This is a genomic window from Mesorhizobium sp. AD1-1 (assembly GCF_020164655.1).
Taxonomy (GTDB): Bacteria; Pseudomonadota; Alphaproteobacteria; order Rhizobiales; family Rhizobiaceae; genus Mesorhizobium; species Mesorhizobium ciceri.
The window spans coordinates 59,283-81,497 of sequence record NZ_JAIUGP010000021.1 but is presented as its reverse complement, the minus strand read 5'-3'; the positions used below and the strand labels follow the sequence as shown (position 1 = coordinate 81,497).

Below are 22,215 nucleotides of genomic sequence, written 5' to 3'. Positions count from 1 at the left end.
TCGGCGCCGCCTATTGCACCTCGTAGCCGACTTCCTCGCTGGCGTGGCAGAGCGCCTTCCAGAACGAGCGTGCAAACGAGCGGAAGACATAGATGTCGAACTGGTCGGCGCCGGTGCGCTGGATCTGGGCGAAGACGTCGTGATGAGCGGTCGAGCGGCCGGCGCCATTGGGAAAGGCCGGCAGCGAAAAGTCGATGGCGAAGAATTTCGCCAGCACCCATTCGGCCTTCGGCCCGGCAATGCGGATGGCGGTGCGGCCGTGCGAGAGATCGGTCACCGTGCCGATGGCCGAGGTCACCACCTTGGCAAAGGCAGCGGCCAGCCCTTCGGCCTCGTCGGCAACGGTGAACTTCCCCGGCGCGAAGCCGAACACTGACTTGACCCCGTCGCTCACTCCGCCGCCGGCGCCATCGGGAAGCGCCAGCCCGGTGACGGTGCGGATGGCTGCGATCAGCCTCTTCTCCTCGCCGGGCCAGGAGGCGAGTTGCACGATCGAGCCCGGCCTCGTCTCGGTCAGGATGATCTCGACGCCATGCTCGAAATTGCCGTGCGAGCCGACGTGAAATTCCGGCTCAAGCGGGGATTGGTGCTCAACCATGCATGCGGCTCCCGTCCGGATCGAAGAAGTGGTTGGAGACGATCTCGACCGGTCCGAACCGGTTGCGCAAGGGATCGGAGACGTGGGCGCGCGTGCCGTGCCGTGCCTTGCCGCCCTCGATCAGCGCCAGCGCGATATGTCTGCCGAGCGCCGGCGAATAGCAGCAGGCGGTGATATGGCCGATGGAGTCGTGCGGATTGGCTTCGTCAACCTCCTCGACGATGTGGGCGCCACCGTTGAGCGGCCGGTTATCGAGGGCGATCAGGCCGACCAGTTCGAGGCGGTCCGATGCGATCAAGCCTTCGCGGTCCATCATCGCCGAGCCGATGAACGGCTTCTTCTTCGACAGCATCCAGTCGAGATGCAGGTCGCGCGCCGTGGTGCGGCCGTCGATCTCGGCGCCGGTGACATGGCCCTTTTCGATGCGCATGGTGCCCAATGCCTCAAGACCGTAGGTGACCAGCCCGAACGGCTTGCCGGCTTCGACAAGCGCTTCCCAGACATGGGTGCCATGGCCGGCGCCGGAATAGACCTCGAAGGCCATTTCACCGGAGAAGGACAGCCGGCAGATCATCACCGGCACGCCTGATATTTCGCCGCGCACGATGCCCATGAAGGGCAAGGTGGCGTTGTCGACCGACGTGCCGGTGACACAGGCGGCGAGGATCTGCCTGGCCTTCGGGCCGCCGATCGCGGCACCTGCCCATTCGTCTGTCACCGAGGTGACGTGGACTTTCAGGTCCGGCCAGATCACGTCGAGGAAATATTCCAGATGCTGCATCACCTTGCCGGCGTTGGCCGTGGTGGTGGTCATCAGAAAATCCTGCTCGCCGAGCCGCCAGGTGGTGCCATCGTCGAAGGCGAGGCCGTCCTCGCGCAGCATCAGCCCGTAGCGGGCCTTGCCGACGGCCAGCGTCGAAAACATGTTGGTGTAGACGCGGTCGAGGAATGCGGCGGCATCAGGGCCTTGCACCGCGATCTTACCCAGTGTCGAGACATCGACGATGCCGGCGCTTTCGCGCGTCGCCTTGGCTTCGCGCACATAGGCCTGCTCGACCGTTTCGCCTGAAAGCCCATAGATCATCGGCCGGTACCAGAGGCCGGCGGAATACATCGTCGCGCCATTGGCCAGATGCCAGTCATGCATCGGCGTCAATCGTTCTGGCTTCAGGTCGCCAAAACGCTCGGCAGCCAGCGAGCCGATCGACACCGGAGCAAAGGGCGGCCGGAAGCGTGTCGTGCCGACCTCGGGGATCGGCTTGCCCAGCGCCTCGGCCATGATGGCAAGGCCAGGCACGTTGGAGCTCTTGCCCTGGTCGGTCGCCATGCCGAGCGTGGTGTAGCGCTTGAGATGCTCGACCGAGACAAAGCCTTCCCGGTGAGCCAGCCGCACGTCCTCGGCCGTGACGTCGTGCTGGAAATCGACAAAGCTCTTGCCCTTGGCCCTGACCTCGAACACCGGGGCGGGGTCGGGATCGCCAGGCACTGCTTCGACGGTCGGCAGCATGGACGGTGTGCTCTGCCCGCCTGCGGCGGCGAGGCCGGCGGCGCGGCCTTCGGCGATGGCTTCGGCCGTCGAGAAGCTTCCTGTGAAGGCGCCTGCGCCGATCCAGCTCTGTGTCGGCTTTGGCGGCAGGAAAGCTTGCCGCGCGGCGTTCCATTCCGCTTTGGCGCCAGCCTGGCTGGCCAGATGGATGGTCGGCGACCAGCCGCCGGACATCAGCAGGCAATCGGCATGGATACTGCGTGCATCACCGATGAGTGCCCCATTGGCCATGTCGAAGTGCTGCAGCTTGAGGCCGGACAGCGCCTTGCCGCCTTCGGTGGCGACGACGGCATGGCCGGCAAAGATCTCTGCCTCGGCTTCCGCGGCCAACTTGCGCATCTCCGGCGAAAGTTCCGGCCTGACATCGGCGATGGCGACGACCGCAGCACCGGCCTTCTTCAAGGCGACAGCCGCCCGATAGGCGCTGTCATTGTTGGTGAACAACGCGATCCGCTCGCCCGGCAGCACGCCGAATTCGTTGGCATAGCGTTCGGCTGCATGCGCCAGCATCACGCCTGGCCGGTCATTCCCGGGGAAGATGAGCGGCCGCTCGAACGCACCAGTGGCCAGGACCACGGATTTGGCGCGGATCGCCCAATAGCGATGGCGCGGCTCGCCCTTGCCGGGGTGCTCCTTGTGGTCGCTGACCCGTTCGAGCGCCGCAAGCGTGTTGTTGTCGTAGTAACCCCACACCGTGGTGCGCGGCAGAAGCCGGACATTGTCGCGGCCTGCGAGCTGGGCGACGGTGCGCCGCGCCCAATCGGCGGCAGGCGCGCCATCGATCGTTTCCTCGGACCAGTTGGCCGAACCGCCGAAATGCGGCTCGAGATCGGCCAGCATGACGCGCGCACCCTGATCGGCGGCGGCCTTGGTGGCCATCAGGCCGGCAGGGCCGGAGCCGACGACCAGCACGTCGCAAAAGGCGTTCATGCGTTCGTAGCGGGCCGGGTCTTTCGCCGATCCGGCACTGCCGAGACCGGCTGCGCGGCGGATGAAGTGTTCGCAGAACATCCAGAAACGCGTGCCCTTGAGCGGGCCGAACACCGGTCCCATGAAGGTCTTGTAGTAGAACCCGGCCGACAGGATCTTGCCGCCGAGCTGGTTGACGGCGTGGATGTCCCAGGCAAGCGAGGGAAAGCGGTTCTGGCTGATGGCAACCAGCCCGTCATGGATCTCGACCATGGTCGCTGGAATGTTGGGCTCGCGAACCTCGCCCTTCAGCACCGTCACCAGCGCGTTGGGTTCCTCGACGCCTGCGGTGAGCAGGCCGCGTGGGCGGTGGTATTTGAACGAACGCCCGTACAACGTGACGCCCTTGGCCAGCAGGGCTGACGCCAGCGTGTCGCCGGCATGGCCGGTGTAGGCCGTGCCATCGAAGGTGAAGCGGATGGTTTTCAGCCGGTCGATGCGGCCGCCGGTGTCGGCACGGCGCGGGCTCATGCCTTGTCCTCCGCCTTGCGGCGCGTGGCCGGCCCATGATCGCCCCGCGCAAAGGCAACGCTGGAAATCTCATGCGTCAGCGTGTTGCGCACGACCTTGAGATGCGCGCGGCAGCCGCCGGAATGTTGCCAGATCTCATTGTGATCGCCGGCCGGATTCAGCCGGTCATAGACATAGGCGTTCCACGCCTCGAAATTCTGCGAGGCGGGGTCGGGACGCTCACGATTGCCGTCACCCTGATAGGTGAACTCGATGACGTCGCGCGGGCCGCAATAGGGGCAAGTGATCAACATTGGACTCTACCTATTGCCTAATGCAGCCGCGGGTTTGCACCCTGGCCCTTGTCGTCGATTACCAGCCCGCGGTGGAAGCGGTCGAGCGTGAAGGGCGCGTTGAGGTCGTGCGGCTGGTCCTTGGCGATGGTCCAGGCGAAGCACCAGCCGGAAGCCGGCGTCGCCTTGAAGCCGCCATAGCACCAGCCGCAGTTGAGATACATGCCGGGCAGGGGGCCGGCGGTGATGATCGGCGAGCCGTCCATCGACATATCGCAAACACCGCCCCAGGAGCGCAGCATGCGCACGCGCGCGAGGCCCGGAAACAACGCCAGCATTTCACTCATCACCTCGTCGACGACAGGCAGATTGCCGCGCTGGGCGTAGCTGTTGTAGCCGTCGATATCGCCGCCATAGATGAGGCCGCCCTTGTCCGACTGCGACATGTAGAAATGGCCCATGCCGAAGGTGACGACCGTGTCGATGAAGGGCTTCAGCGATTCCGTGACGAAGGCCTGCAGCACATGGCTCTCGATCGGCATCGTCTCGATGCCGGCCATCTGCATGACGCGTCCGGTGCTGCCGGCGACCGCCACGGCCACCTTCCTGGCGCGGATGTCGCCGCGCGAAGTGGTGACGCCTGATATGCGGTCGCCGTCGCGCAGGAAGCCGGTGACCTCGCAATTTTCAATAATGTCGACGCCGCGCCTGTCGGCGCCGCGCGCATAGCCCCAGGCCACCGCATCGTGGCGGGCGGTGCCGGCGCGGCGCTGCATCAGGCCGCCGACCACCGGGAAGCGAGCGCTGTCGGAGATATCGAGCGCCGGAATCAGGCGTTTGATCTCAGCCTTCGTCATCAGTTCGGCATCGACGCCGAGATGGCGCATGGCGTTGCCGCGCCTTGCATAGTCGTCGAACTGGGCCGGCGTGTGCGCCAGGTTCAGGCAGCCGCGCTGCGAGAACATGACATTGTAGTTGAGCTCGTGCGACAGGTTCTCCCACAGCTTCATCGAGTGTTCGTAGAAGCGGGTGTTGGCAGGCAGCAGATAATTCGAGCGCACGGCCGTGGTGTTGCGGCCGACATTGCCGGAACCGAGCCAGCCCTTTTCCACAACGGCGACATTGGTGATGCCGTGTTCCTTGGCAAGGTAATAGGCGGTCGCCAGCCCATGACCGCCGCCACCGATGATGATGACGTCATAGGACGCCTTCGGGTCAGGCTTGCGCCATGCCGGCTTCCAATCCTTGTTTCCCTTGAGCGCGTTCGCAAGCAGCGAAAAGGCCGAGTACTCTGCCATTGATGTCATCCGGTTCGGGCGATGCGGCAGACTATAGAGCAGGCCGCATCCGCAAAGCCAATATTGCGCCATCGCCTTTCGACTGGCCGACGCCCGGGATGGGATCACTCGGCGTGAGTGATCGGTTGGGGCCAATGATCGGATGGGCTCGCGATACGACGGCTTGCCCCATGATAGGGCCGTCTTTATCAAGGACAGGCTTTCAAATTGCCTTTGCCGCCGATGAGTCGCCAACAAATCATGCTTTTCCGATTGCTTCGTCTCATCCTGGTACTCACGCTGGTCGTTTCGGCGCCGCTTTCGTTTAAGGCGATGGCGCAAGCGCTCGGCCAGGGCTCGGCCGGTTTGGTCGCCGATCAGCAAAAGGTCATCCAGGATCTAACGGCCAAGACGGACGATCTCGAGAAGAAGATACAGCAGGACGGTGAGGACGATGCCTCACTCGTGGAGATCCGTCTGCAGCTGGAGGACCTGTCGCGGGCGGCACTCACCAGTGCGCTGGTATTCCGCTCGCGGCTCACCGAGATCAACAATCGCATCGAGGTGCTGGGTCCTCCACCGGCGGCGGGCCAGCCGCAGGAGCCCGACATCGTGACGGGCGAGCGTCAGGCGCTTGCATCGGAAAAGGCCGAGATCAACGCGGTCGTTGCCAGCGCACAGAACCTGTCGATCCGCATCAGCGGGCTGATCGACAAGATCGGCAATATGCGCAGCGAGCTGTTCCGCAATCTTTTGACCAAGCGCTACGTGCTGTCGGATGCGCTGAGCCCGCAGGTGTTTTCCGACGCCCGCGACGAGTTCGGCAATCTCTACAAGGCGGTGTCGTCCTGGTTGAGCTTTGCCTTCAAGTTCAAGTTCCAGGCGATCCTGGCGGCAACCTTCGTGGCGCTCGGGCTGGCGCTGGTGCTGCTGGTTGGCGGCAGGCGCCTGTTCGGGCGGGTGTTCGAAGCCGACCCCACCAATGAGGACCCATCCTATCTCAGCCGCCTTTCGGTGGCCTTCTGGTCGACCTTGCTGCCGACGCTGGCGGTCAGCGTGTTCCTGGCCTCCACGGTATTCTTTTTCAACTACTACAATTTGTTGCGCGGCGACATCGGCGTCTTCCTGAATACGCTGGCAGCCGTCATCGCCGGGGTGTTCTGTGTCAACCGGCTGACCAATGCGGCGCTCGAGCCGCGGCTGCCGAACTGGCGGCTCATTCCCGTCGAAACCGGACCGGCGCGCTGGCTTGTGCGGCTGACGACTGCCATGGCCGTGGTCCTCGGCGTCAACTATTTCCTGTCGATCGTCAACGACACGATGGGCTCGCCGCTGTCGCTGACCATCGCCCGCAGTTTCGGCGCCACCATCATCGTCGGCGTCATCCTGATCCTGATGGCGATGCTGAGGCCGTTCAAGGCGCGTGACGGAAGCTGGCGGCCGTGGCCGGCATGGCTGCGCTATACGGCGCTTGCGCTCGGTCTTTTCACCATCGTCGCGGCGCTGCTCGGTTACATCGGCCTTGCTCTGTTCGTTTCGTTGCAGGTCGTCGTTACCGGCACCGCGCTGATCACCGCCTATATCGGCTTCCTGTCGGCGCAGGCGATCGGCGAGGAGGGTGCTTTCGCCAACACCTCCGTCGGGCGCTGGCTGTCGGCCAATTCCAGCTACGAGGATACGGCCCTCGATCAGCTCGGCCTTGTCGTCAGCGTTGCCATCAATGTGATGATCGTGCTGGTGTTCCTGCCGCTGATCCTGATGATGTGGGGTTTCCAGCCCGGCGATATCCAGGCTTGGGCCTACAAGCTCGCAACCGGGATCAACATCGGCTCGGTGACGATCTCGGTCACCGGCATCCTCTCCGGCATCGTCGTCTTCGTCATAGGCTATTTCCTGACGCGGTGGTTCCAGGGCTGGCTCGACGGCTCGGTCATGGCGCGTGGCAAGGTCGATACCGGCGTGCGCAACTCGATCAGGCTGGCGGTCGGCTATGCCGGCGTCGCGCTGGCGGCACTGGTCGGCATCTCGGCGGCGGGCATCGACCTGTCCAGCCTGGCACTGGTCGCCGGCGCTCTTTCCCTCGGTATCGGCTTTGGCCTGCAGAACGTGGTGTCCAATTTCGTTTCCGGCCTGATCCTTCTGGCCGAGCGGCCGTTCAAGGTGGGCGACTGGATCGTTGCCGGCGACGTCAGCGGCACGGTCAAGAAGATCAGCGTGCGCGCCACCGAGATCGAAACCTTCCAGCGGCAATCGGTGATCCTGCCCAATTCGAACCTGATCAACAACGCCGTCGGCAACTGGACGCACCGCAACAAGCTCGGCCGCGTCGACATCAAGGTCGGCGTCGCCTATGGCAGCGACGTCAAGCAGGTTCATGCCGTCCTGCTGGAGATCGCCCGCAGCCACCCGATGGTGCTGAAGAACCCCGAACCCTTCGTGCTGTTTTCCAATTTCGGCCCTGCCGCCCTGGAATTCGAAATCCGCGTGTTCCTGGCCGACGTGATGAACGGCAACATCGCGCAGAACGACATCCGTTTTGCCGTCCTCGAAAAATTCAGCAGCGAACACATCGAGATCCCCTCGACGCCGCGCGCCGTGGTCGAGGCCCACAAGCCCAAGGCCTGGCCGACGGACGACGACAAGATCGAGGCCGACTTCGCCGAACAGGAGCAGATAAGGGCCGAAGCCGAGGCGGAGAAGAAGCGACTGGTCAAGTCTCGCAAAACCAAGAAGCCGGACCCGGACTAGGCTCGGACTCCGTCGACCTCAATCCTGCCCGGAATCGATTGCGGCATGAATGGGGCATTCAGTTGCGGTTCAGCTTCCATCTCATATAAGCTCCATGCAAAGGCGAAAATGCCTTGCCAATGCAACAGAGGCGGTGGGAACACCGATATTGCACCATGTGGAAGTCTCTCGTCGCTGCAGTCGCCCTGGTCGCCGCCATCGGCTCGGTCCATGCCGCGAGCGCGGTCAACAAGGACGCCGAGACCCGCACGCTGGTCGTAACGGAGGGCGGCAGCAAGACCGACCTTGCGCTGGCCGGTGGCGAAACGGTTGAGTTCTGCCCGAACGGCTGCTTCGTCACCTTGCCCAATGGCGATCTCGAAGCCCTGACCGGTTCGGAAACCGTCGAGATCTCGGGCGGTGTCGCCCGCATCAAGTAATCTTGGCGTCACGATTGTAGAGGCCGGGCATTTGCCCGGCCTTTTATCGTTTCCGGTAGCGGTTGTTTAACAATGACACCGGAAATACCGCCATGGCAGCCGTCTGCAACCGTGCGTTTTAACGTTCGCTACGCCATCGCCCGCTATACCAGCCTCAAGACGCCGAAAAGCGGCGCGCAACTCTACGCGGGCAGGGCAGGACGGACATGGATGCGCGATCGGACAGGAACGCAATACCGCTTGCGGTCGATCTCGACGGCACGCTGATCGCAACCGACCTGTTGTGGGAAGGGCTGTTCATCCTTCTCAAGAAGAACCCGCTCTATATCTTCCTCGTACCGTTCTGGATCGCCGGCGGGCCGGCGCGGCTGAAGCAGGCGATCGCGCAGCGCATCGACATCGATCCGGCATCGCTGCCCTATCGCGAGGTGCTGCTTTGCCGCCTCCGGACCGAGCACGCCGAGGGCCGCAAGATCGTGCTGGCGACCGGTACGCCGCGCAAGTTCGCCGACGCTATCGCGGCCCATCTCGGCATTTTCGACCAGGTGCTGGCCACCGATGGTCTCGCCAATCTCACCTCGGGCAGGAAGCGCGCCTCGCTGATCGCAGCCTATGGCGATGGCGGTTTCGACTACGCCGGCAACAGCCGCCATGACCTCCAGGTCTTCGATGCCGCACGCAACGCGATCGTCGTCGCGCCCGACCGCCATGCCGCGCGCTGGCAGGCGGCACATGGCGCCGAGACGGTGCCGGCGCCAAAGCCGACTTTGCGGACCATCGTCAAGATGCTGCGCGTGCATCAGTGGCTGAAGAATTCGCTGATCGCCGTGCCGATGGTGCTCTCGCATGAATATTTCAACACCGACATGATCTGGGAATGCCTGCTGGCATTCGTCTCGTTCAGCGCGGTGGCATCGGCCATCTACATCCTCAATGATTTCTTCGACCTCGCGCTCGACCGCAAACACCTCACCAAGCGCAACAGGCCGTTCGCCAGCGGCGCGCTGTCGATCCCGTTCGGACTTGGGGCGATCGCGGTGCTTCTGGCGATCGGCATCGGCACCGGGCTGTTCCTGTCGCCCGAATTCATGGCTGTGCTCGGCGGCTACATGGTCGTCACCACCGCCTATTCGCTGTCGTTCAAACGCATGCTGCTGGTCGATGTGCTGACGCTCGCCGGCCTCTACACGATCCGCGTCCTGGCCGGTGCGGCGGCGACCGGCGTCGACGTCTCGTTTTGGCTGCTGGCCTTCTCCATCTTCTTCTTCCTGTCGCTGGCGCTGGTGAAGCGCTTCGTCGAACTGCGCACCACCGCCATTCCGCCCGGCGAGCGCATTGCCGGTCGCGGCTATCGCACCGAAGACCAGGAGATCGTCGCCCAGGCCGGCATGGCCTCGGCCTTCTCCTCGGCGCTGGTGCTGGCGCTCTACATGGACAGTGTCGCGGTGCGGGAACTCTATCCGCATCCATGGCTGATCTGGCCGCTGGCGCCGATCGTGCTCTATCTTACCATGCGCGTCTGGATCCTGGCGCGCCGCAACGAGATGCATGACGATCCGGTCGTCTTCATCATCCGCGACTGGCGCAGCCAGATCGTGGTGCTGATCGGTGCGGTGATGCTGGTCATCGGGGGCTGGTAGGCATGGCCGCCGGACGTTTCCCAAGCTTTGGCCTTGCCACGCCGCCGGCGCCGCGCGCCATCGGTGCCGACGAGGCGATCGCGCTGCTGAAAGGCGGTCAGGCCAAGCCGGCGTCGCTGCTTGCCTATGGCAATGGCCGTTCTTACGGCGATTCCTGCCAGAACGGAGCCGGAGCGGTCGTCGACATGCGATCGCTGAACCGGATCCACGCCTTCAACGCCGAAACCGGTGTTCTCAAGGCGGATGCCGGCGTGCTGTTGTCCGACATCATCGCCCACGCTGCCCCCTACGGCTTCTTCCCCGCCGTTGTGCCAGGCACGCAATTCGTCACGCTCGGCGGGGCCATCGCCAATGACGTGCATGGCAAGAACCATCACCGGCGCGGCACCTTCGGCTGCCATGTCGAGAGCTTCACGCTGCTCAGGTCCGATGGAAAGACCCATCGCTGCTCGGCGACAGACAATGCGCGGCTGTTTGCGGCGACGATCGGCGGGATGGGGCTGACCGGCCTCATTCTGTCGGCCTCGATCCGGCTGATGCGGGTGCATTCCCTCGACATCGTCGAAAGGGCGACGCCGTTTCGTGACCTCTGCGAATTCTTCGACCTGGCCGCGGCGGCCGATCAGGCCAACGAATATGCGGTCGCCTGGATCGACCAGCTTGCCGGCGGTCGCAACAGCGGTCGCGGCCTGCTGCTCACTGGCAATCACGCCGAGCACGGCTCGCATGCCGCTTCGCGCGCCGGCGGCAATTTCTCGGTGCCGGTCCAGCCGCCGTTCAACGTGCTCAACCGGCCGTTCCTGACCGCCTTCAACGCTGCCTACAGGTGGAGGAAGAGCCGGGCAACGGTGCCGCGCCAGGCCGGCTACCAGGGCTTCTTCTTCCCGCTCGACGGCGTGCGCGATTGGAACCGGCTTTATGGGCCGAAAGGGCTGTTCCAGCACCAGAGCGTGGTGCCGGAACAGACGGCGCGCGAGGCCGTGCCGGCATTGCTGGCGGCTGCAAGGCAAGCCGGGCAGGGCTCGTTCCTCACGGTGCTGAAACGCTTCGGCTCCATCCGCTCGCCGGCGCTGCTGTCGTTTCCGCGTCCCGGCTACACGCTGACACTGGATTTCCCCAACAGGGGCGCCGCGACGCTGACACTGCTGCGGGAGCTCGACCGCATCACGGTCGAGGCCGGCGGCGCGGTCAATCCGTACAAGGACGCCCGCATGGGGGCCGAAATCTTCACTTCGTCCTTTCCCGAATGGCAGCGGCTGGAAGCGCTCCGCGACCACGCCTTCATGTCCGACTTCTGGGCGCGCACTGCGAAGAAATTGGATGTGCGGCGAGGCTCGGTCGAGGCAGCCGAATAGATAAAATCCGAATAATTATTGGTTAACAGATGGTTAATAGCGCGATTCACTCAAAACAATGTTGGGGCTTCACCAAATGTTTGCGGGTTTGTAGTAGGAAGCGTGAAGGGGTGGCTTGGAACTCATGAAATACATCGTCTTCATTCTCTTTACAGTCATGACCAATGCCGCCGCGCAGCTGATGCTGAAGCAAGGCATGATGTCGCTCGGACCGATCTCGTTCGAGGGCGTCAATCCGCTCGTCAAGCTGCTGCAGATCGTCTTCAGCCCCTGGGTGTTCCTTGGCCTGTGTACCTTCGTCATCTCGATGGCCTCGCACCTCTATGTGCTGTCCAAGGTCGAGCTCTCCTTCGCTTATCCGTTCCTCAGCCTCGCCTATGTTGCCGTCGCCATCTTCGCTTATTTCGTCTTCCGCGAGGACCTCAATGGCTGGCGGATCGCCGGCATCGCCTTCATCTGCGTCGGCACGGTGCTGATCGCGCAAAGTGGCCGGGATTTGGGTGGGCAAGGGCATGAGGACCAGACCGCTTCCATCACGCCCGACAAGATCCAAGCAAACGAGATCCTTCGATGAGACATATGATTTTCGGCGGTGACGGTTTCGTCGGCCGCCATCTTGCCCCGAAGCTTGTGGCCGATGGTGAAGAGGTTGTCGTCGCCGACATCGTCAAGAGCGACCTGCCGCATTACCGCAGCGTCCGCTTTATCCAATGCGACGTCACCGATCCGGCCTCGGTCGCCGCGATTGGGCTGAAGGCCGACGACATGGTCTACAATTTGTCGGCCAAGATGCTGTCGCCGATCCAGGTGCGCGCCAAGCGGCATGACTTCTTCTTCCCTGTAAATTTCCATGGCACCGAGCACATCATGCAGGCCATGGACGGAGCCGGTGCGTCAAAACTCGTCCACTACACGACCGACATGATCTACGGCCACACGGTCACGCAGCCTATGACCGAGGAGCACCCGGTGGCGCCGCTGGGCGAATATGGCTGGTCGAAGCAGAAGACCGAGGAGCTGGCGGCCGAGTGGCGCAAGCGCGGCATGTCGATCTCGCTGTTTCGCCCGCGCCTGATCATCGGTCCCGGCCGGCTCGGCATTCTCGAAAAACTGTTCAAGCTGATCGACTGGAATTTTCCGGTGCCGATGATCGGTTCGGGCAGGAACCCTTATCAGTTCATCTCGGTGTTCGACTGCGCCGAGGCCGCCCGCGCGGCCTGGAAGGCCGGCGTGCCAAACGAGGCCTATAATCTGGGTTCGCTCAATCCACCGCCCGTCAAGAAGCTGCTCGGCGATCTGATCAGGCATGCCGGCTCGAAATCGATCCTGATCCCGACACCGGGTTGGGCGGTCAAGCGCACGCTGGACCTGCTCGACCTGATGAACATGCCGATCATGGACCCGGAACAGTATCTGATCGCCGACGAGGAATGCGTGCTCGACGTGTCCAAGGCCGGGCGTCAGCTCGGCTGGGCGCCGCAATATCGCGACGAGGACATGCTGATCGCCGCCTATAGCGAGTACCGCGCCAAGAAAGCCGGTCTCGCGGTCGCCACCACACATGTGCCCGCCGAATAGCGGCTCGCAAAACAGCTTTCGTTGCGCACGATTGCGGTCGTGCGTGCAGACAGGAGATTGAAATGACCGTCATGGCCAAGCCCGAACAGACGAATGCGCGCACCATGGTCAGTGCGCCGGCGCTGTCGCCCGCCACCATCGCCAAGCCCAACCTGATCAGCGTCGAGCAGGCCAAGGCGATGGACGTCGCGGCAATGACCGACCTGTTCAAGGCGCATCTCAACCCCGGCCAGCTGCATTTCATGAAGCTGCTCGGCTTCCACAAGATCAAGATCGAGCGCGCCGAAGGCATGTTCTACATCGACCAGAACGGCCGCAAGATCCTCGACTTCTTCGGCGGCTTCGGTTCGCTGGCCTTTGGCCACAACCATCCGCGCATCCTGGAAGCACGCAAGAAATTCCAGGAGGAGAAGCGCCAGGAAATCGCCATCGCCTTCATGTCGCAATATGCGGCGGCACTTGCGCACAACATCGCCAAATGCTCGCCCGGCGATCTCGACATGGTGTTTCTGGGTTCGTCCGGCTCGGAAGCGATGGAAGCGGCGGTTAAGCTCGCCGAGCGCGCCGCCGGTCCGAAGCGGCCGAAGGTCGTCTATGCCGAGAATTCCTTCCATGGCAAGACCAAGGGCGTGCTCGGCATCACCGACGGCCAGCTCTACCGCGCCGACTTCAAGGTGGCCGAAAACACGGTCCGCATCCCGTTTGCCGACATCGAGGCGGTCGAGCGCCTGTTCCGTTCCGACCCGGAGGTCGGCGTCATCGTGCTGGAAACCATCCAGGGCGGCGGCGGCATCATCCAGGCGCCTGCCGAGTACTGGCAGAAGCTGCGCGCGTTGTGCGACCAGTATGGCGTGCTGTGGGTCGCTGACGAAGTGCAGTGCGGCTACGGCCGTTCGGGCCGCTTCTACGCCTTCGAACATTACGGCGTCGTTCCCGATGTTACGGCGCTGGCCAAGTCGCTCGGCGCCGGCAAGGCGGCGGTCGGCGCGATGATTGCGCGGCGCGAGGTCTACATGAAGGCCTATGGCACACCGAAAACGGCGATGATCCATGCCATGGCGACCTTCGGCGGAATGGGCGAGGCCTGCGTCACCTCGATCGAAGGGCTCAACGTGCTCTACGACGAGGGGCTGATCGACAATGCCGCCGTCACCGGCGACTATTTGCTGCAGCGCCTGCAGGCGCTCAGGGAAAAGTACCCGAAGATCATCAAGGATGTGCGCGGCAAGGGGTTTATGGTCGGCCTGGAGTTCCACGACTTCTCGCAGACCTTGCCGATGGTGCTGCGGCCGATCGTCAGCGTGCTCGACGACAAGCTGAAGGGCTCGCTGTCGGGCTTCGTCGGCGCGCTGCTGCTGCGCGACTACGACGTGCTGGTCGCCTTCACCGAGTACAACCGCAACGTCATCCGGCTGGAGCCGCCGTTGATCTGCCAGCGCGAGCATGTCGATCGCTTCGTCGATGCCTTCGACAGCCTGCTGTCGCGCGGCATCGTGTCGATCGTGAAGGATTTCGTCAAAAGCCAGGTTCGTTAAGCGAGTTCGCTGGGTACAACGATGCTGACCAAGTCGCCCGCTCCACAAAACCCACTCGACCGGCTCACCGGAGCCGGCCTGGCGTGGGGCGAGGGGACTTATGCGCGGCTGGCGGCACCGATCGGCGCTGCGGCCTTCGCGCTCTACATCCTTTTTACAGCGTTCACGGCATGGGTGATGCCCGACGCCAACTGGGACATGCTGCCCTATCTCGCTATATCAGAGGAAGGCACCTATCCCGATGCACAGGCGCTGCATGACTATGCCTACAACACTGTCAAATCGGGCGTGTCCGCAGGCGACTACAAGGCGCTGACCGACGATGGTGGCGGCTTCCGCAGCCACATGGCGGAGAATGCCGCCGATTTCCATTCGCTGCTCGGCATGTACCGGATCAAGTTCCTCTACGCCGAGGTCCTGTCGACGATGAGCGCGGTGATGTCGCCGGTCGAGGCGATGCGCCTGGTCTCAGTGGTCTCGGTTCTGCTGTTCGGCGCGATCGCCCTGATGTGGCTGCGCTCCGAGGGGGCACTGGCCTTGGCGCCTGTGGTCGGCGCGGTGCTGATCATGGCCGATTTCGGCGATGCGGCGCGCGCTTCGACGCCGGATCTGCTCACGTCAGCGCTGCTGCTCGGCGGGCTCTATACCTATGTCCGCGGGCGCGAGATGGCGACCGCGATCCTGCTCTTCCTCGCCTTCATGGTGCGGCCGGACAACATTGTTTTCCTTGCTGTTTTTGCCGTGCTGCTGGTCGCCTTTCGGCAGAAATCGTGGGGCGCGCTGGCCGGCTTTGCCGCTTCCCTCGTTGCCTATTTTGCCATCTCGCACTGGGCGCATCATCCCGGCTGGTGGCCGCATCTGTGGTTCTCCAGCATAGAGCAGCATTACAATATGGACGGGTTCGAGCCGCCATTCTCCATCGTTGCCTATCTCAGGGCATTTGCCACCTCGCTGCTGCGTGCCGTCAGCCTGAACAGCTGGGTCGGGGTGTCGGTGCTGGCACTGGCCGGCTGGTTTGCCGCCTCCCGCGCCGGCTTCCGCCTCGATCGCCGCGCCGGCATCCTGTTTGCGGCACTGGTGCTCGGCGCGCTGGCGAAGTTCACCGTCTTCCCGATCCACGACACGCGCATCTATTTCCCGCATCTGATCCCGCCATTCCTGCTGCTGGCGACGCCGTTCATGGCGTTGTGGGCGGCCGTGGCTCGCGGCCAGAATCGCGCTGCCATGCAAATCATTCCCGGAGACAAGTCATGAGTTCGCTATCCAGCCTGGCGCGCGTTGCCCTGTCGCTCGGTCTTCCCAGTGGCGTTCTCGATCGCGGGCCGTCGCTGCGCGGCACGAAATTCCTGGCCAAGGCAGCGCTGAAGGCGCGGTTTGGTGGGGCGGGGCGGCCGTTCCAGATGGTCAATGTCGGCGCCTGCGACGGCGCGCTCTTCGACGATGTGACGCCGTGGCTGCACAGGATTCCCGGTGCACGCGCGATGCTGGTCGAGCCGATCCCCTACAATCAGAAACGGCTGCGCGCCAACTACCCCGACATCAGCCGCTTCATCATCGAGCCGGTGGCGGTGACGAAGACAAAGGGCACGATCACCGTCCACACTTTCGATGCCGCCGCGCTCGAGGCCGGCACGCTGCCCATCGAATTCATCGGCTGTTCGTCGGTCACCGACACCAATCTGATGTCGGGCAAGAATGCCTGGGGCGAGGCCGACGCCAACTTCAACAAGTTCGCGCCGCATCTCAGGGACATCGAGGTGCCATCCGAGACCTTGCTGACGCTGCTCGACCGCAACGGCATCACCCATATCGACGCCTTCCTCGTCGATTGCGAGGGCGCCGACTGGATCGTCTTCGAACAACTCGACCTCAAGCGCTACCGTCCCGGCATGATCAAGGTCGAGGTCGGCGCGCTGCCGGCCGCCGAGATCGGCCAGGTCGTGGTCAAGCTGAAGACATCAGGCTATCAGGTCGGTTTCCAGGCCGAGGACATCTGGGCCTTCGTGTGAAGGAAGATAGAGCAGACGACCCCCTCCATTGCTACAAAGACGTGGCCTAGTCCTCTCTGAACGCACGACTGATCTGATCGGAAAGCGGCTTCACGAAATATGAAAACGCAGACCGTTCGTGGGTCTTGATAAAGGCCTCAACGGGCATTCCCGGAAGAACAATGAGTCCGTCTAGCCGCGCCAGTTCTTCGGGCGCTACCACGAAGCGCACCTGATAGTAGGAAGATCCTGAGCGCTCGTTAGTCGTCAGGTCAGCTGCAATACGGACAACCGTCCCATTGAGTTCCGGCGTGGTACGCTGATTGAATGCCGAGAGGCGTAGCACTGCCTTCTGCCCAAGCTCAATCTGGTCGATGTCGCGCGGTGCGATCTGGGCATCCAGCGCGAGCCCGCCGCTATCGGGAACGATCGACATAATCACATCCCCTGGCGAAATGACGCCGCCGACAGTGTGAAATGCCAGTTGGTGCACGATGCCAGCCTGTGGAGCGATGATGTCGATTCGCTTGAGTTGATCCTCGGCCGCGATCTTTCGCTCGATATATTCTCCGATCTGACCTTGCACTTCACGAAGTTCGGCGCTCACTTCAGTTTTCAGGTCGGAGTCGATCTGCAGGATCTGCAGTCTAGCTTCCGATATTCGGCCTGCTGCTTGAGCCTGGCCGGCCATCGCCTCGCCTCGATCACCGCCGAGGGTCGCCGCCTCTCGCTCCAGGTCGTTCAATCGCAACACAGAAACAATGCCCTTTGCCCGGAGCACTTGAAGCGAGGCGATCTCGGCATCAAGCACAGAGAGCCCACGATCAAAGGCTGTTTCGCGAGACTTCAGGCCATCGATCTCATGCGCGAACTGCTTAATTCTTTCGCGCAACTGGGACTTCTTCCCCGCTCGGTCTTCCTTCCTGAACTCAAACAGTCGACGCTCACTCTGAACGGCTGCGGCGATATCGGTGTTGTCAAGCCGGGAAAGTAAAGTTCCTGGAAACGCAATCTGGTCTTCGTCGTCGCGCTCGGCCTCAAGTCTAGCGAGCCGTGCAGTCAATTCGTCCAGCCTCTTGGTGACGATTCCAAGGTTTGCCCGCGCTTGCGTTGCATCGAGGCGCACAAGTACATCTCCGGCAGCAATCTTCTGCCCCTCCTTGATGAGAATCTCGCTGATAACGCCTCCAGTCAAATGTTGGATTTTCTTGACATAGCTATCGACGACAAAGGTGCCGGAAGCCACGACTGCACCAGAGAGATTGGTTGCGGCCGCCCACCCGCCTATGCCTCCCACCAAGAAAAGGCAGGAAGTGCCGCCAATGAAGAGGTGCCGCCGGATAGATCTTGAAACCAATTCGGCCTCAACGTTTGGCATCGGATCCCTCCATCAAGATTTCAGCGACCTCCGGCTTTGACTCGTTCGGATCTGCGACCATCTTGAAGGGCGCGAGCATCCTGGCCGATACAGAAAAGCCCGGATATCCAGCCATGGTAGGATTCGGAGAAGGGACCTTTGATATTTTCGAAAGAACTTCGTCGCGTGGTCCGAAGGCTTTGACCCGACCGGCCTCCATCATGAGAACGAAATCGACTGCAGCTAGCGCGCTCGGTCGATGCGCTATAACTATTGCGATCCCCTTGCGTTCCCTCACGGCCGCGATTGCCTTCACAACAGCAGCTTCGCCATCGGCGTCAAGATTCGCATTGGGTTCATCGAGCACGACGAGGAACGGATCGGCGTAGAGTGCCCTGGCAAGGCCGATCCGCTGGCGTTGCCCTGCCGAAAGGGATGATCCGGCTTCTCCAATGCGGGCTTCATATCCTTTATCAAACTGCAGGATAAGCTCATGAACGCCAGCCGCCATCGCGGCTGATACAATTGTCTCCGGCTTCGCGTCGGATTCGAAGCGGGCGATGTTCTCTGCGATCGTGCCATCGAAAAGTTCGCCCCCCTGTGGCAGGTAGCCGATGTGGCGACCGATTGCCTCCTGATCCCACTGGTCGAGTGACGCGTCGTCAATACGCACTTTGCCGCTCGCCGGGGTCCAGGCGCCAACGAGAGCGCGGGCAAGCGTCGACTTCCCCGCACCGCTAGGGCCAATAATGCCGAGCGCGCTCCCCGCGCGCATGACGAAGTTTGCTGCGAAGACCGTCGGCTTCGTCTCACCAGGGGGAACGACGGTGATGCCTGCGGCACGCAGTTCGCATTGCGGTTTGGGCAGGGCCAAGACAGTTGTCTCTTCAGGCATCATCAGCAGCAAATCCCTGAGGCGGATCCAACTCTGTCTCGCCATCAGGAACACTTTCCAACTTCCGATTGCCAATTCGACGGGCGCTAGTGCGCGGCCCATTATGATGGAACTGGCAATCATCACCCCCGGTGTGACCTGCTGCTCGATAGCGAGCCATGCACCCACTGCCAGGATTGCGGACTGGAGAACCAAACGAAGTGTTTTTGCAACGCCCCCTAGGCCGCTAACAACATCGCTGGCCCTGCGATTTGCCGCAAGGTAGTCCGAATTTGCAAGGCGCCAGCGCGCGGTCATGCGATTGCTAAGCCCCATCGCACGTATAGCTTCGGCATTGCGACGGGACGCGTCCAGCAAGGCATTGCGCACCGTGTTATGCCGGAGTGCCTCTCGAGTTGGGTTGCGGGAAGACGCATCGGTAATAACGGTAAGCGAGACCAACAAGATCGCGCCGACCATTGCTGTCATACCAAGCCAGAAATGAAGTAGAAAACACAGGCCGAGATAAAAGGGCATCCAAGGTAAATCGAAAAACGCGGTCGGACCGGGTCCGGAGAGAAAATTGCGTACATTGTCGAGATCGCGCAGCGGCTGCAATCCGTCGCTGGGCATGCGAGTTTCGAGTGGAAGGCGGACGACTGCGTCGTGAACGCGCCCGGAAAGCTGGTGATCGAACCGCTCACCGACGCGTAGAAGAACGCGGGCACGAATGATGTCAAGGCCGCATTGAAAGGCATATAGGCCGAACGCAAGCATCCCGAGGCCGACCAGTGTTGGGACGCTGTGGCTGGCAAGCACACGGTCATAAACCTGCAACATGAACAAGGGGGCAGTTAGCGCCAATACGTTTATGACGCCGCTTATCACCGCTGTTGCGAGGATTACCGCCTTGTTCGCCGCAACAAGTGACCTTTCAAATCCCCCAGAACCTATCTTCTCGGGGGATCGGGTCATGGAGATCTCGTTCCACCTACTTCAGCACAAAATCCTATGCATAGCTCAAGCATATTGCTTGTTACTGCCACTGATCCAGACCGAGGTGACTCACCCAAGACATACTTCAAGCGGCAACAAGCCATGCTGGGTCGAATCCCATATCAAACACGGTGTTCATTGCCACGCTGTGCGCGTTGTCATTTTCGTCCAAATAAGCCAACGAGAATGAATTAAAAACCTGCGATCTGCCGAAGTACCCGTTAATAACATGCGCCGACCCTGTCCATTCTGAAGACATACCAAAGTCTACCGTGTAGTCTCCATAAAGCACATCGGTACTGATGTAGTAGGCCTTGTTGGAGCTAAATGAATATGTACCAATTTCGATTGAAGTGGCTCCGTCATTGCCGCTGAGGGTATATTTTACATCCCACCAGTTCGTAACATAGTCTATCTCATACCATTGCTCACTTGCATGTATCGTTGTTGTACGCTGCGCGACCAATGTCTTCTCTAGATCCAGATCGGTGAGGCTTAATCCAGACAATAGGAAATTATTCAAGGGAGCAGAATAGTCTGAAGCGGGATCTGATGGCCAATACTTCTCTAGATTTCCAACAGCGACGTCATGCCCGCCATCGGGCGTCATGACATAGCCGACAAAAAAGTGACTCGAATCCTGGAACTCGATCGTGTCGTTCCCGCTGCCCGTATCAATCATGACCGGCAGGATTATACCCCAGCTGTTGTCTGCAACACCCGAGACTATGATGTGGTCATTTCCAGCGCCAGAAAAGACAAATCCCTGATCCGGATTGACCAAGGTTATCTCGTTGTCCTTTTCATTCCCAACAAGAATAAACTGAGAGGTGCTGTTCAAGGTGAAGCTGGTAACGTCACCCTGCAGGACAACCAGATTTCCATCCTTGTTCGCCGATGTTGCCGCATTTCCGGCTATGAAGGTGGCGCCGTTGATATTGACGATGTTATGCGGGTCGAGCCCCCAATAGTAAGGGTTCGACAGTTTGTAGGAATCCGATTGCATCCACTCGGAATTGTACCCTGCAAGAGTCAACTCGTTTGCGGTGCCGATGGTCTGGTTGATCACGTGATCGAACTCAGTCCCATGGGGAGTTGTGGGGAGATCGCTCCGGTCGAACGATATCTCCTTGTAGTCAGTGCTGGCATGCAGGATATTTGAGGTTCCTGAAACCGCCTCCTCAATCAGGAGACCATGAATGAACCTGCCAAGGAAACCAGACGCATCGGTGTCGTTAGCTGGGGCATACGGTTTTTGCTCGAACAGATATGACTGCTTGCTATCCAAGAATCCCGTATGGGTAGCGGCCCACTGGAGCAAGCTTTTGGCGAGAACATCGTCCCCGATAATAAATTTCATCTGAGATAGATTAAACACAAATGGATCCATATCCTGGAACCATTGGAGCGCATAGTTTTTCGCCGTAGCATCGCCGACTGTCAGCGGAATATTCATTCTAAAGTAGGATAGATACTGAGACAGATCCGCACTCGACGTGACCAGCCAGAAATCATAGTCGTTGAGAGCTCGAACCTCGTAGTAGGGTGTCCACCCTTCCGCCGCGCCTGAGAGCTCGGGGAAAACAGTTTGGTATGCTGCATCATGATAGTCGGAAATTTGCCGCCCCGTAAGGTTCCAATCAGTTTGTGTTGACCGAAGAGCGTAGTCACGCGTAGCGAGTTCCAGCATGAGCGCATCGCGACGTTGGTCAAAGAGTCCTGACGCGAAATCGCCATCTATTTTGTTCTTGGCATAGTTGTTAGCAACAATTCCGATTAACGAGTCGGCGTTCACGACACCATGTGCCATGCTTCCATAGTAGATGCCAGCGGCGGAAAGCGCATCGTAGTAATGAGACGCGTCACCCGTCGAGATGGTAAGCGCATATGCAGAGTTAATATCGTTTATCTGCTGTGAAGTTGGCATGATACGCTCCTATTTTTCAGAAAATGAATCAATCAGCGCCGAAAGACGTTTGTGAAACCTAGAGACGTCCTCTCGAAGATATTTACGAGGCGCCATGATCATCCAGCGCAATCCAGCCCTATCAAAGCTCATCATGCACGATGATACAGAAGAATATCCAGTGCACATAATGTACATAGGATCCGGCGCGGAAATATAGTAGATATTGTGAGAGAGATACCCCTTAGCATTATCCTTTACGCGAAACGAGGCGAATTTAATACCAGCATCGAGGTCATTTATAATTGGAAGCAGGAGGTTTTGCGGAATATGAATTTTTAGTGGGCCGCCTGGAACGGAGGCCGCCACTCCGAGTGCGTCCGAAAGCGGCAGCAGATCCTCCTCCCCCCGGATCTGGGGGTTTGGCCCGCGGCCAGCTTTCAGTTCAGGATAGCTCAGTCGTAGCGCGACTTGCTTGATATCCATGGTTGCCTTCGGATTTCGTTCCCGAAATAGATCTGAGGGGACATAGAGCGTTCCCTGCGAGTATGTCACGGCAACGCGATCGATCGACGAAGAGGTGAGCCAGAGAAAACGTTCGTCTCCAGTGTCGAGTGATGCGGATTGCGAGTGCCCGCAGGTGACCAAAGCCAAGAGGAGCGCAATTGAAAATCGACCTTTGAGCA

General features: G+C 61.0%; 17 protein-coding genes. 9 read left to right on the top strand and 8 right to left on the bottom strand.

What is annotated here, in order from left to right:
• Positions 1-10: 10 nt before the first annotated feature.
• From soxG to LB519_RS28880, 4 genes are read right to left on the bottom strand one after another with little or no spacing between them, the layout of a single operon-like run.
• The gene (gene soxG / locus LB519_RS28895) at positions 11-598 is read right to left on the bottom strand and encodes a sarcosine oxidase subunit gamma family protein (RefSeq protein WP_224621736.1); all 588 of its coding nucleotides are present in this window, start codon (positions 596-598) and stop codon (positions 11-13) included.
• Positions 591-3,584, bottom strand: coding sequence for a sarcosine oxidase subunit alpha (locus LB519_RS28890; protein WP_224621735.1), 2,994 nt, complete (start codon positions 3,582-3,584; stop codon positions 591-593). Before LB519_RS28890 ends, soxG begins: the two co-directional genes overlap by 8 nt.
• Entirely contained in the window at positions 3,581-3,877 is a 297-nt protein-coding gene (locus LB519_RS28885; RefSeq protein ID WP_224621734.1) for a sarcosine oxidase subunit delta, read from the bottom strand. The genes LB519_RS28890 and LB519_RS28885 overlap by 4 nt, the downstream gene beginning before the upstream one ends.
• Positions 3,878-3,894: 17 nt before the next feature.
• A complete protein-coding gene (locus LB519_RS28880) occupies positions 3,895-5,154 on the bottom strand; it encodes a sarcosine oxidase subunit beta (RefSeq protein WP_063170258.1) in 1,260 nt (419 codons plus the stop codon).
• Positions 5,155-5,394: 240 nt separating this feature from the next.
• Between LB519_RS28880 and LB519_RS28875 the strand changes: the two genes are divergently transcribed.
• The 9 genes from LB519_RS28875 to LB519_RS28835 all read left to right on the top strand — a co-directional run bounded on the left by LB519_RS28875 (position 5,395) and on the right by LB519_RS28835 (position 16,417).
• A complete protein-coding gene (locus LB519_RS28875; RefSeq protein WP_224621733.1) occupies positions 5,395-7,881 on the top strand; it encodes a mechanosensitive ion channel family protein in 2,487 nt (828 codons plus the stop codon).
• Between the two features lie 155 nt (positions 7,882-8,036).
• The gene (locus LB519_RS28870; protein WP_023812335.1) at positions 8,037-8,300 is read left to right on the top strand and encodes a hypothetical protein; all 264 of its coding nucleotides are present in this window, start codon (positions 8,037-8,039) and stop codon (positions 8,298-8,300) included.
• A 206-nt stretch (positions 8,301-8,506) separates the two neighbouring features.
• Positions 8,507-9,940, top strand: a complete 1,434-nt coding sequence (locus LB519_RS28865) for a UbiA family prenyltransferase (protein ID WP_013531146.1) — start codon at positions 8,507-8,509, stop codon at positions 9,938-9,940.
• Positions 9,941-9,942: 2 nt separating this feature from the next.
• On the top strand, positions 9,943-11,295 hold the full coding sequence (locus LB519_RS28860) for an FAD-dependent oxidoreductase (protein WP_224621732.1): 1,353 nt from the start codon (positions 9,943-9,945) through the stop codon (positions 11,293-11,295).
• 124 nt (positions 11,296-11,419) lie between these two features.
• Positions 11,420-11,869, top strand: coding sequence for an EamA family transporter (locus tag LB519_RS28855; RefSeq protein WP_224621750.1), 450 nt, complete (start codon positions 11,420-11,422; stop codon positions 11,867-11,869).
• Entirely contained in the window at positions 11,866-12,873 is a 1,008-nt protein-coding gene (locus LB519_RS28850; RefSeq protein ID WP_027160518.1) for an NAD-dependent epimerase/dehydratase family protein, read from the top strand. The genes LB519_RS28855 and LB519_RS28850 overlap by 4 nt, the downstream gene beginning before the upstream one ends.
• Positions 12,874-12,977: 104 nt before the next feature.
• Entirely contained in the window at positions 12,978-14,408 is a 1,431-nt protein-coding gene (locus LB519_RS28845) for an aspartate aminotransferase family protein (RefSeq protein ID WP_174299086.1), read from the top strand.
• Positions 14,409-14,429: 21 nt separating this feature from the next.
• A complete protein-coding gene (locus LB519_RS28840) occupies positions 14,430-15,662 on the top strand; it encodes a hypothetical protein (RefSeq protein ID WP_224621730.1) in 1,233 nt (410 codons plus the stop codon).
• Positions 15,659-16,417, top strand: a complete 759-nt coding sequence (locus LB519_RS28835; RefSeq protein WP_063168214.1) for an FkbM family methyltransferase — start codon at positions 15,659-15,661, stop codon at positions 16,415-16,417. The genes LB519_RS28840 and LB519_RS28835 overlap by 4 nt, the downstream gene beginning before the upstream one ends.
• A 46-nt stretch (positions 16,418-16,463) precedes the next feature.
• Here LB519_RS28835 and LB519_RS28830 read toward each other — a convergent pair whose 3' ends face one another.
• The 4 genes from LB519_RS28830 to LB519_RS28815 form a co-directional block, all read right to left on the bottom strand.
• A complete protein-coding gene (locus tag LB519_RS28830; RefSeq protein ID WP_063168213.1) occupies positions 16,464-17,774 on the bottom strand; it encodes an HlyD family type I secretion periplasmic adaptor subunit in 1,311 nt (436 codons plus the stop codon).
• Complete coding sequence (locus LB519_RS28825; protein ID WP_063168212.1) at positions 17,761-19,602, bottom strand: type I secretion system permease/ATPase; 1,842 nt, start codon at positions 19,600-19,602, stop codon at positions 17,761-17,763. Before LB519_RS28825 ends, LB519_RS28830 begins: the two co-directional genes overlap by 14 nt.
• A 106-nt stretch (positions 19,603-19,708) precedes the next feature.
• Positions 19,709-21,550, bottom strand: a complete 1,842-nt coding sequence (locus LB519_RS28820) for a hypothetical protein (RefSeq protein WP_063168211.1) — start codon at positions 21,548-21,550, stop codon at positions 19,709-19,711.
• Between the two features lie 9 nt (positions 21,551-21,559).
• The gene (locus LB519_RS28815; RefSeq protein ID WP_127224123.1) at positions 21,560-22,015 is read right to left on the bottom strand and encodes a hypothetical protein; all 456 of its coding nucleotides are present in this window, start codon (positions 22,013-22,015) and stop codon (positions 21,560-21,562) included.
• Positions 22,016-22,215 lie beyond the last annotated feature (200 nt).

Excerpts from the sequence above, each read along its gene's own strand:
- LB519_RS28880 (WP_063170258.1), bottom strand. The coding sequence starts at position 5,154 with ATGGCAGAGTACTCGGCCTTTTCGCTGCTTGCGAACGCGCTCAAGGGA.
- LB519_RS28860 (WP_224621732.1), top strand. The coding sequence starts at position 9,943 with ATGGCCGCCGGACGTTTCCCAAGCTTTGGCCTTGCCACGCCGCCGGCG.
- LB519_RS28825 (WP_063168212.1), bottom strand. The coding sequence starts at position 19,602 with ATGACCCGATCCCCCGAGAAGATAGGTTCTGGGGGATTTGAAAGGTCA.
- LB519_RS28835 (WP_063168214.1), top strand. The coding sequence starts at position 15,659 with ATGAGTTCGCTATCCAGCCTGGCGCGCGTTGCCCTGTCGCTCGGTCTT.
- soxG (WP_224621736.1), bottom strand. The coding sequence starts at position 598 with ATGGTTGAGCACCAATCCCCGCTTGAGCCGGAATTTCACGTCGGCTCG.
- LB519_RS28845 (WP_174299086.1), top strand. The coding sequence starts at position 12,978 with ATGGTCAGTGCGCCGGCGCTGTCGCCCGCCACCATCGCCAAGCCCAAC.
- LB519_RS28820 (WP_063168211.1), bottom strand. The coding sequence starts at position 21,550 with ATGCCAACTTCACAGCAGATAAACGATATTAACTCTGCATATGCGCTT.
- LB519_RS28840 (WP_224621730.1), top strand. The coding sequence starts at position 14,430 with ATGCTGACCAAGTCGCCCGCTCCACAAAACCCACTCGACCGGCTCACC.
- LB519_RS28875 (WP_224621733.1), top strand. The coding sequence starts at position 5,395 with ATGCTTTTCCGATTGCTTCGTCTCATCCTGGTACTCACGCTGGTCGTT.
- LB519_RS28815 (WP_127224123.1), bottom strand. The coding sequence starts at position 22,015 with ATGGATATCAAGCAAGTCGCGCTACGACTGAGCTATCCTGAACTGAAA.
- LB519_RS28885 (WP_224621734.1), bottom strand. The coding sequence starts at position 3,877 with ATGTTGATCACTTGCCCCTATTGCGGCCCGCGCGACGTCATCGAGTTC.
- LB519_RS28850 (WP_027160518.1), top strand. The coding sequence starts at position 11,866 with ATGAGACATATGATTTTCGGCGGTGACGGTTTCGTCGGCCGCCATCTT.
- LB519_RS28865 (WP_013531146.1), top strand. The coding sequence starts at position 8,507 with ATGGATGCGCGATCGGACAGGAACGCAATACCGCTTGCGGTCGATCTC.
- LB519_RS28890 (WP_224621735.1), bottom strand. The coding sequence starts at position 3,584 with ATGAGCCCGCGCCGTGCCGACACCGGCGGCCGCATCGACCGGCTGAAA.
- LB519_RS28870 (WP_023812335.1), top strand. The coding sequence starts at position 8,037 with ATGTGGAAGTCTCTCGTCGCTGCAGTCGCCCTGGTCGCCGCCATCGGC.
- LB519_RS28830 (WP_063168213.1), bottom strand. The coding sequence starts at position 17,774 with ATGCCAAACGTTGAGGCCGAATTGGTTTCAAGATCTATCCGGCGGCAC.
- LB519_RS28855 (WP_224621750.1), top strand. The coding sequence starts at position 11,420 with ATGAAATACATCGTCTTCATTCTCTTTACAGTCATGACCAATGCCGCC.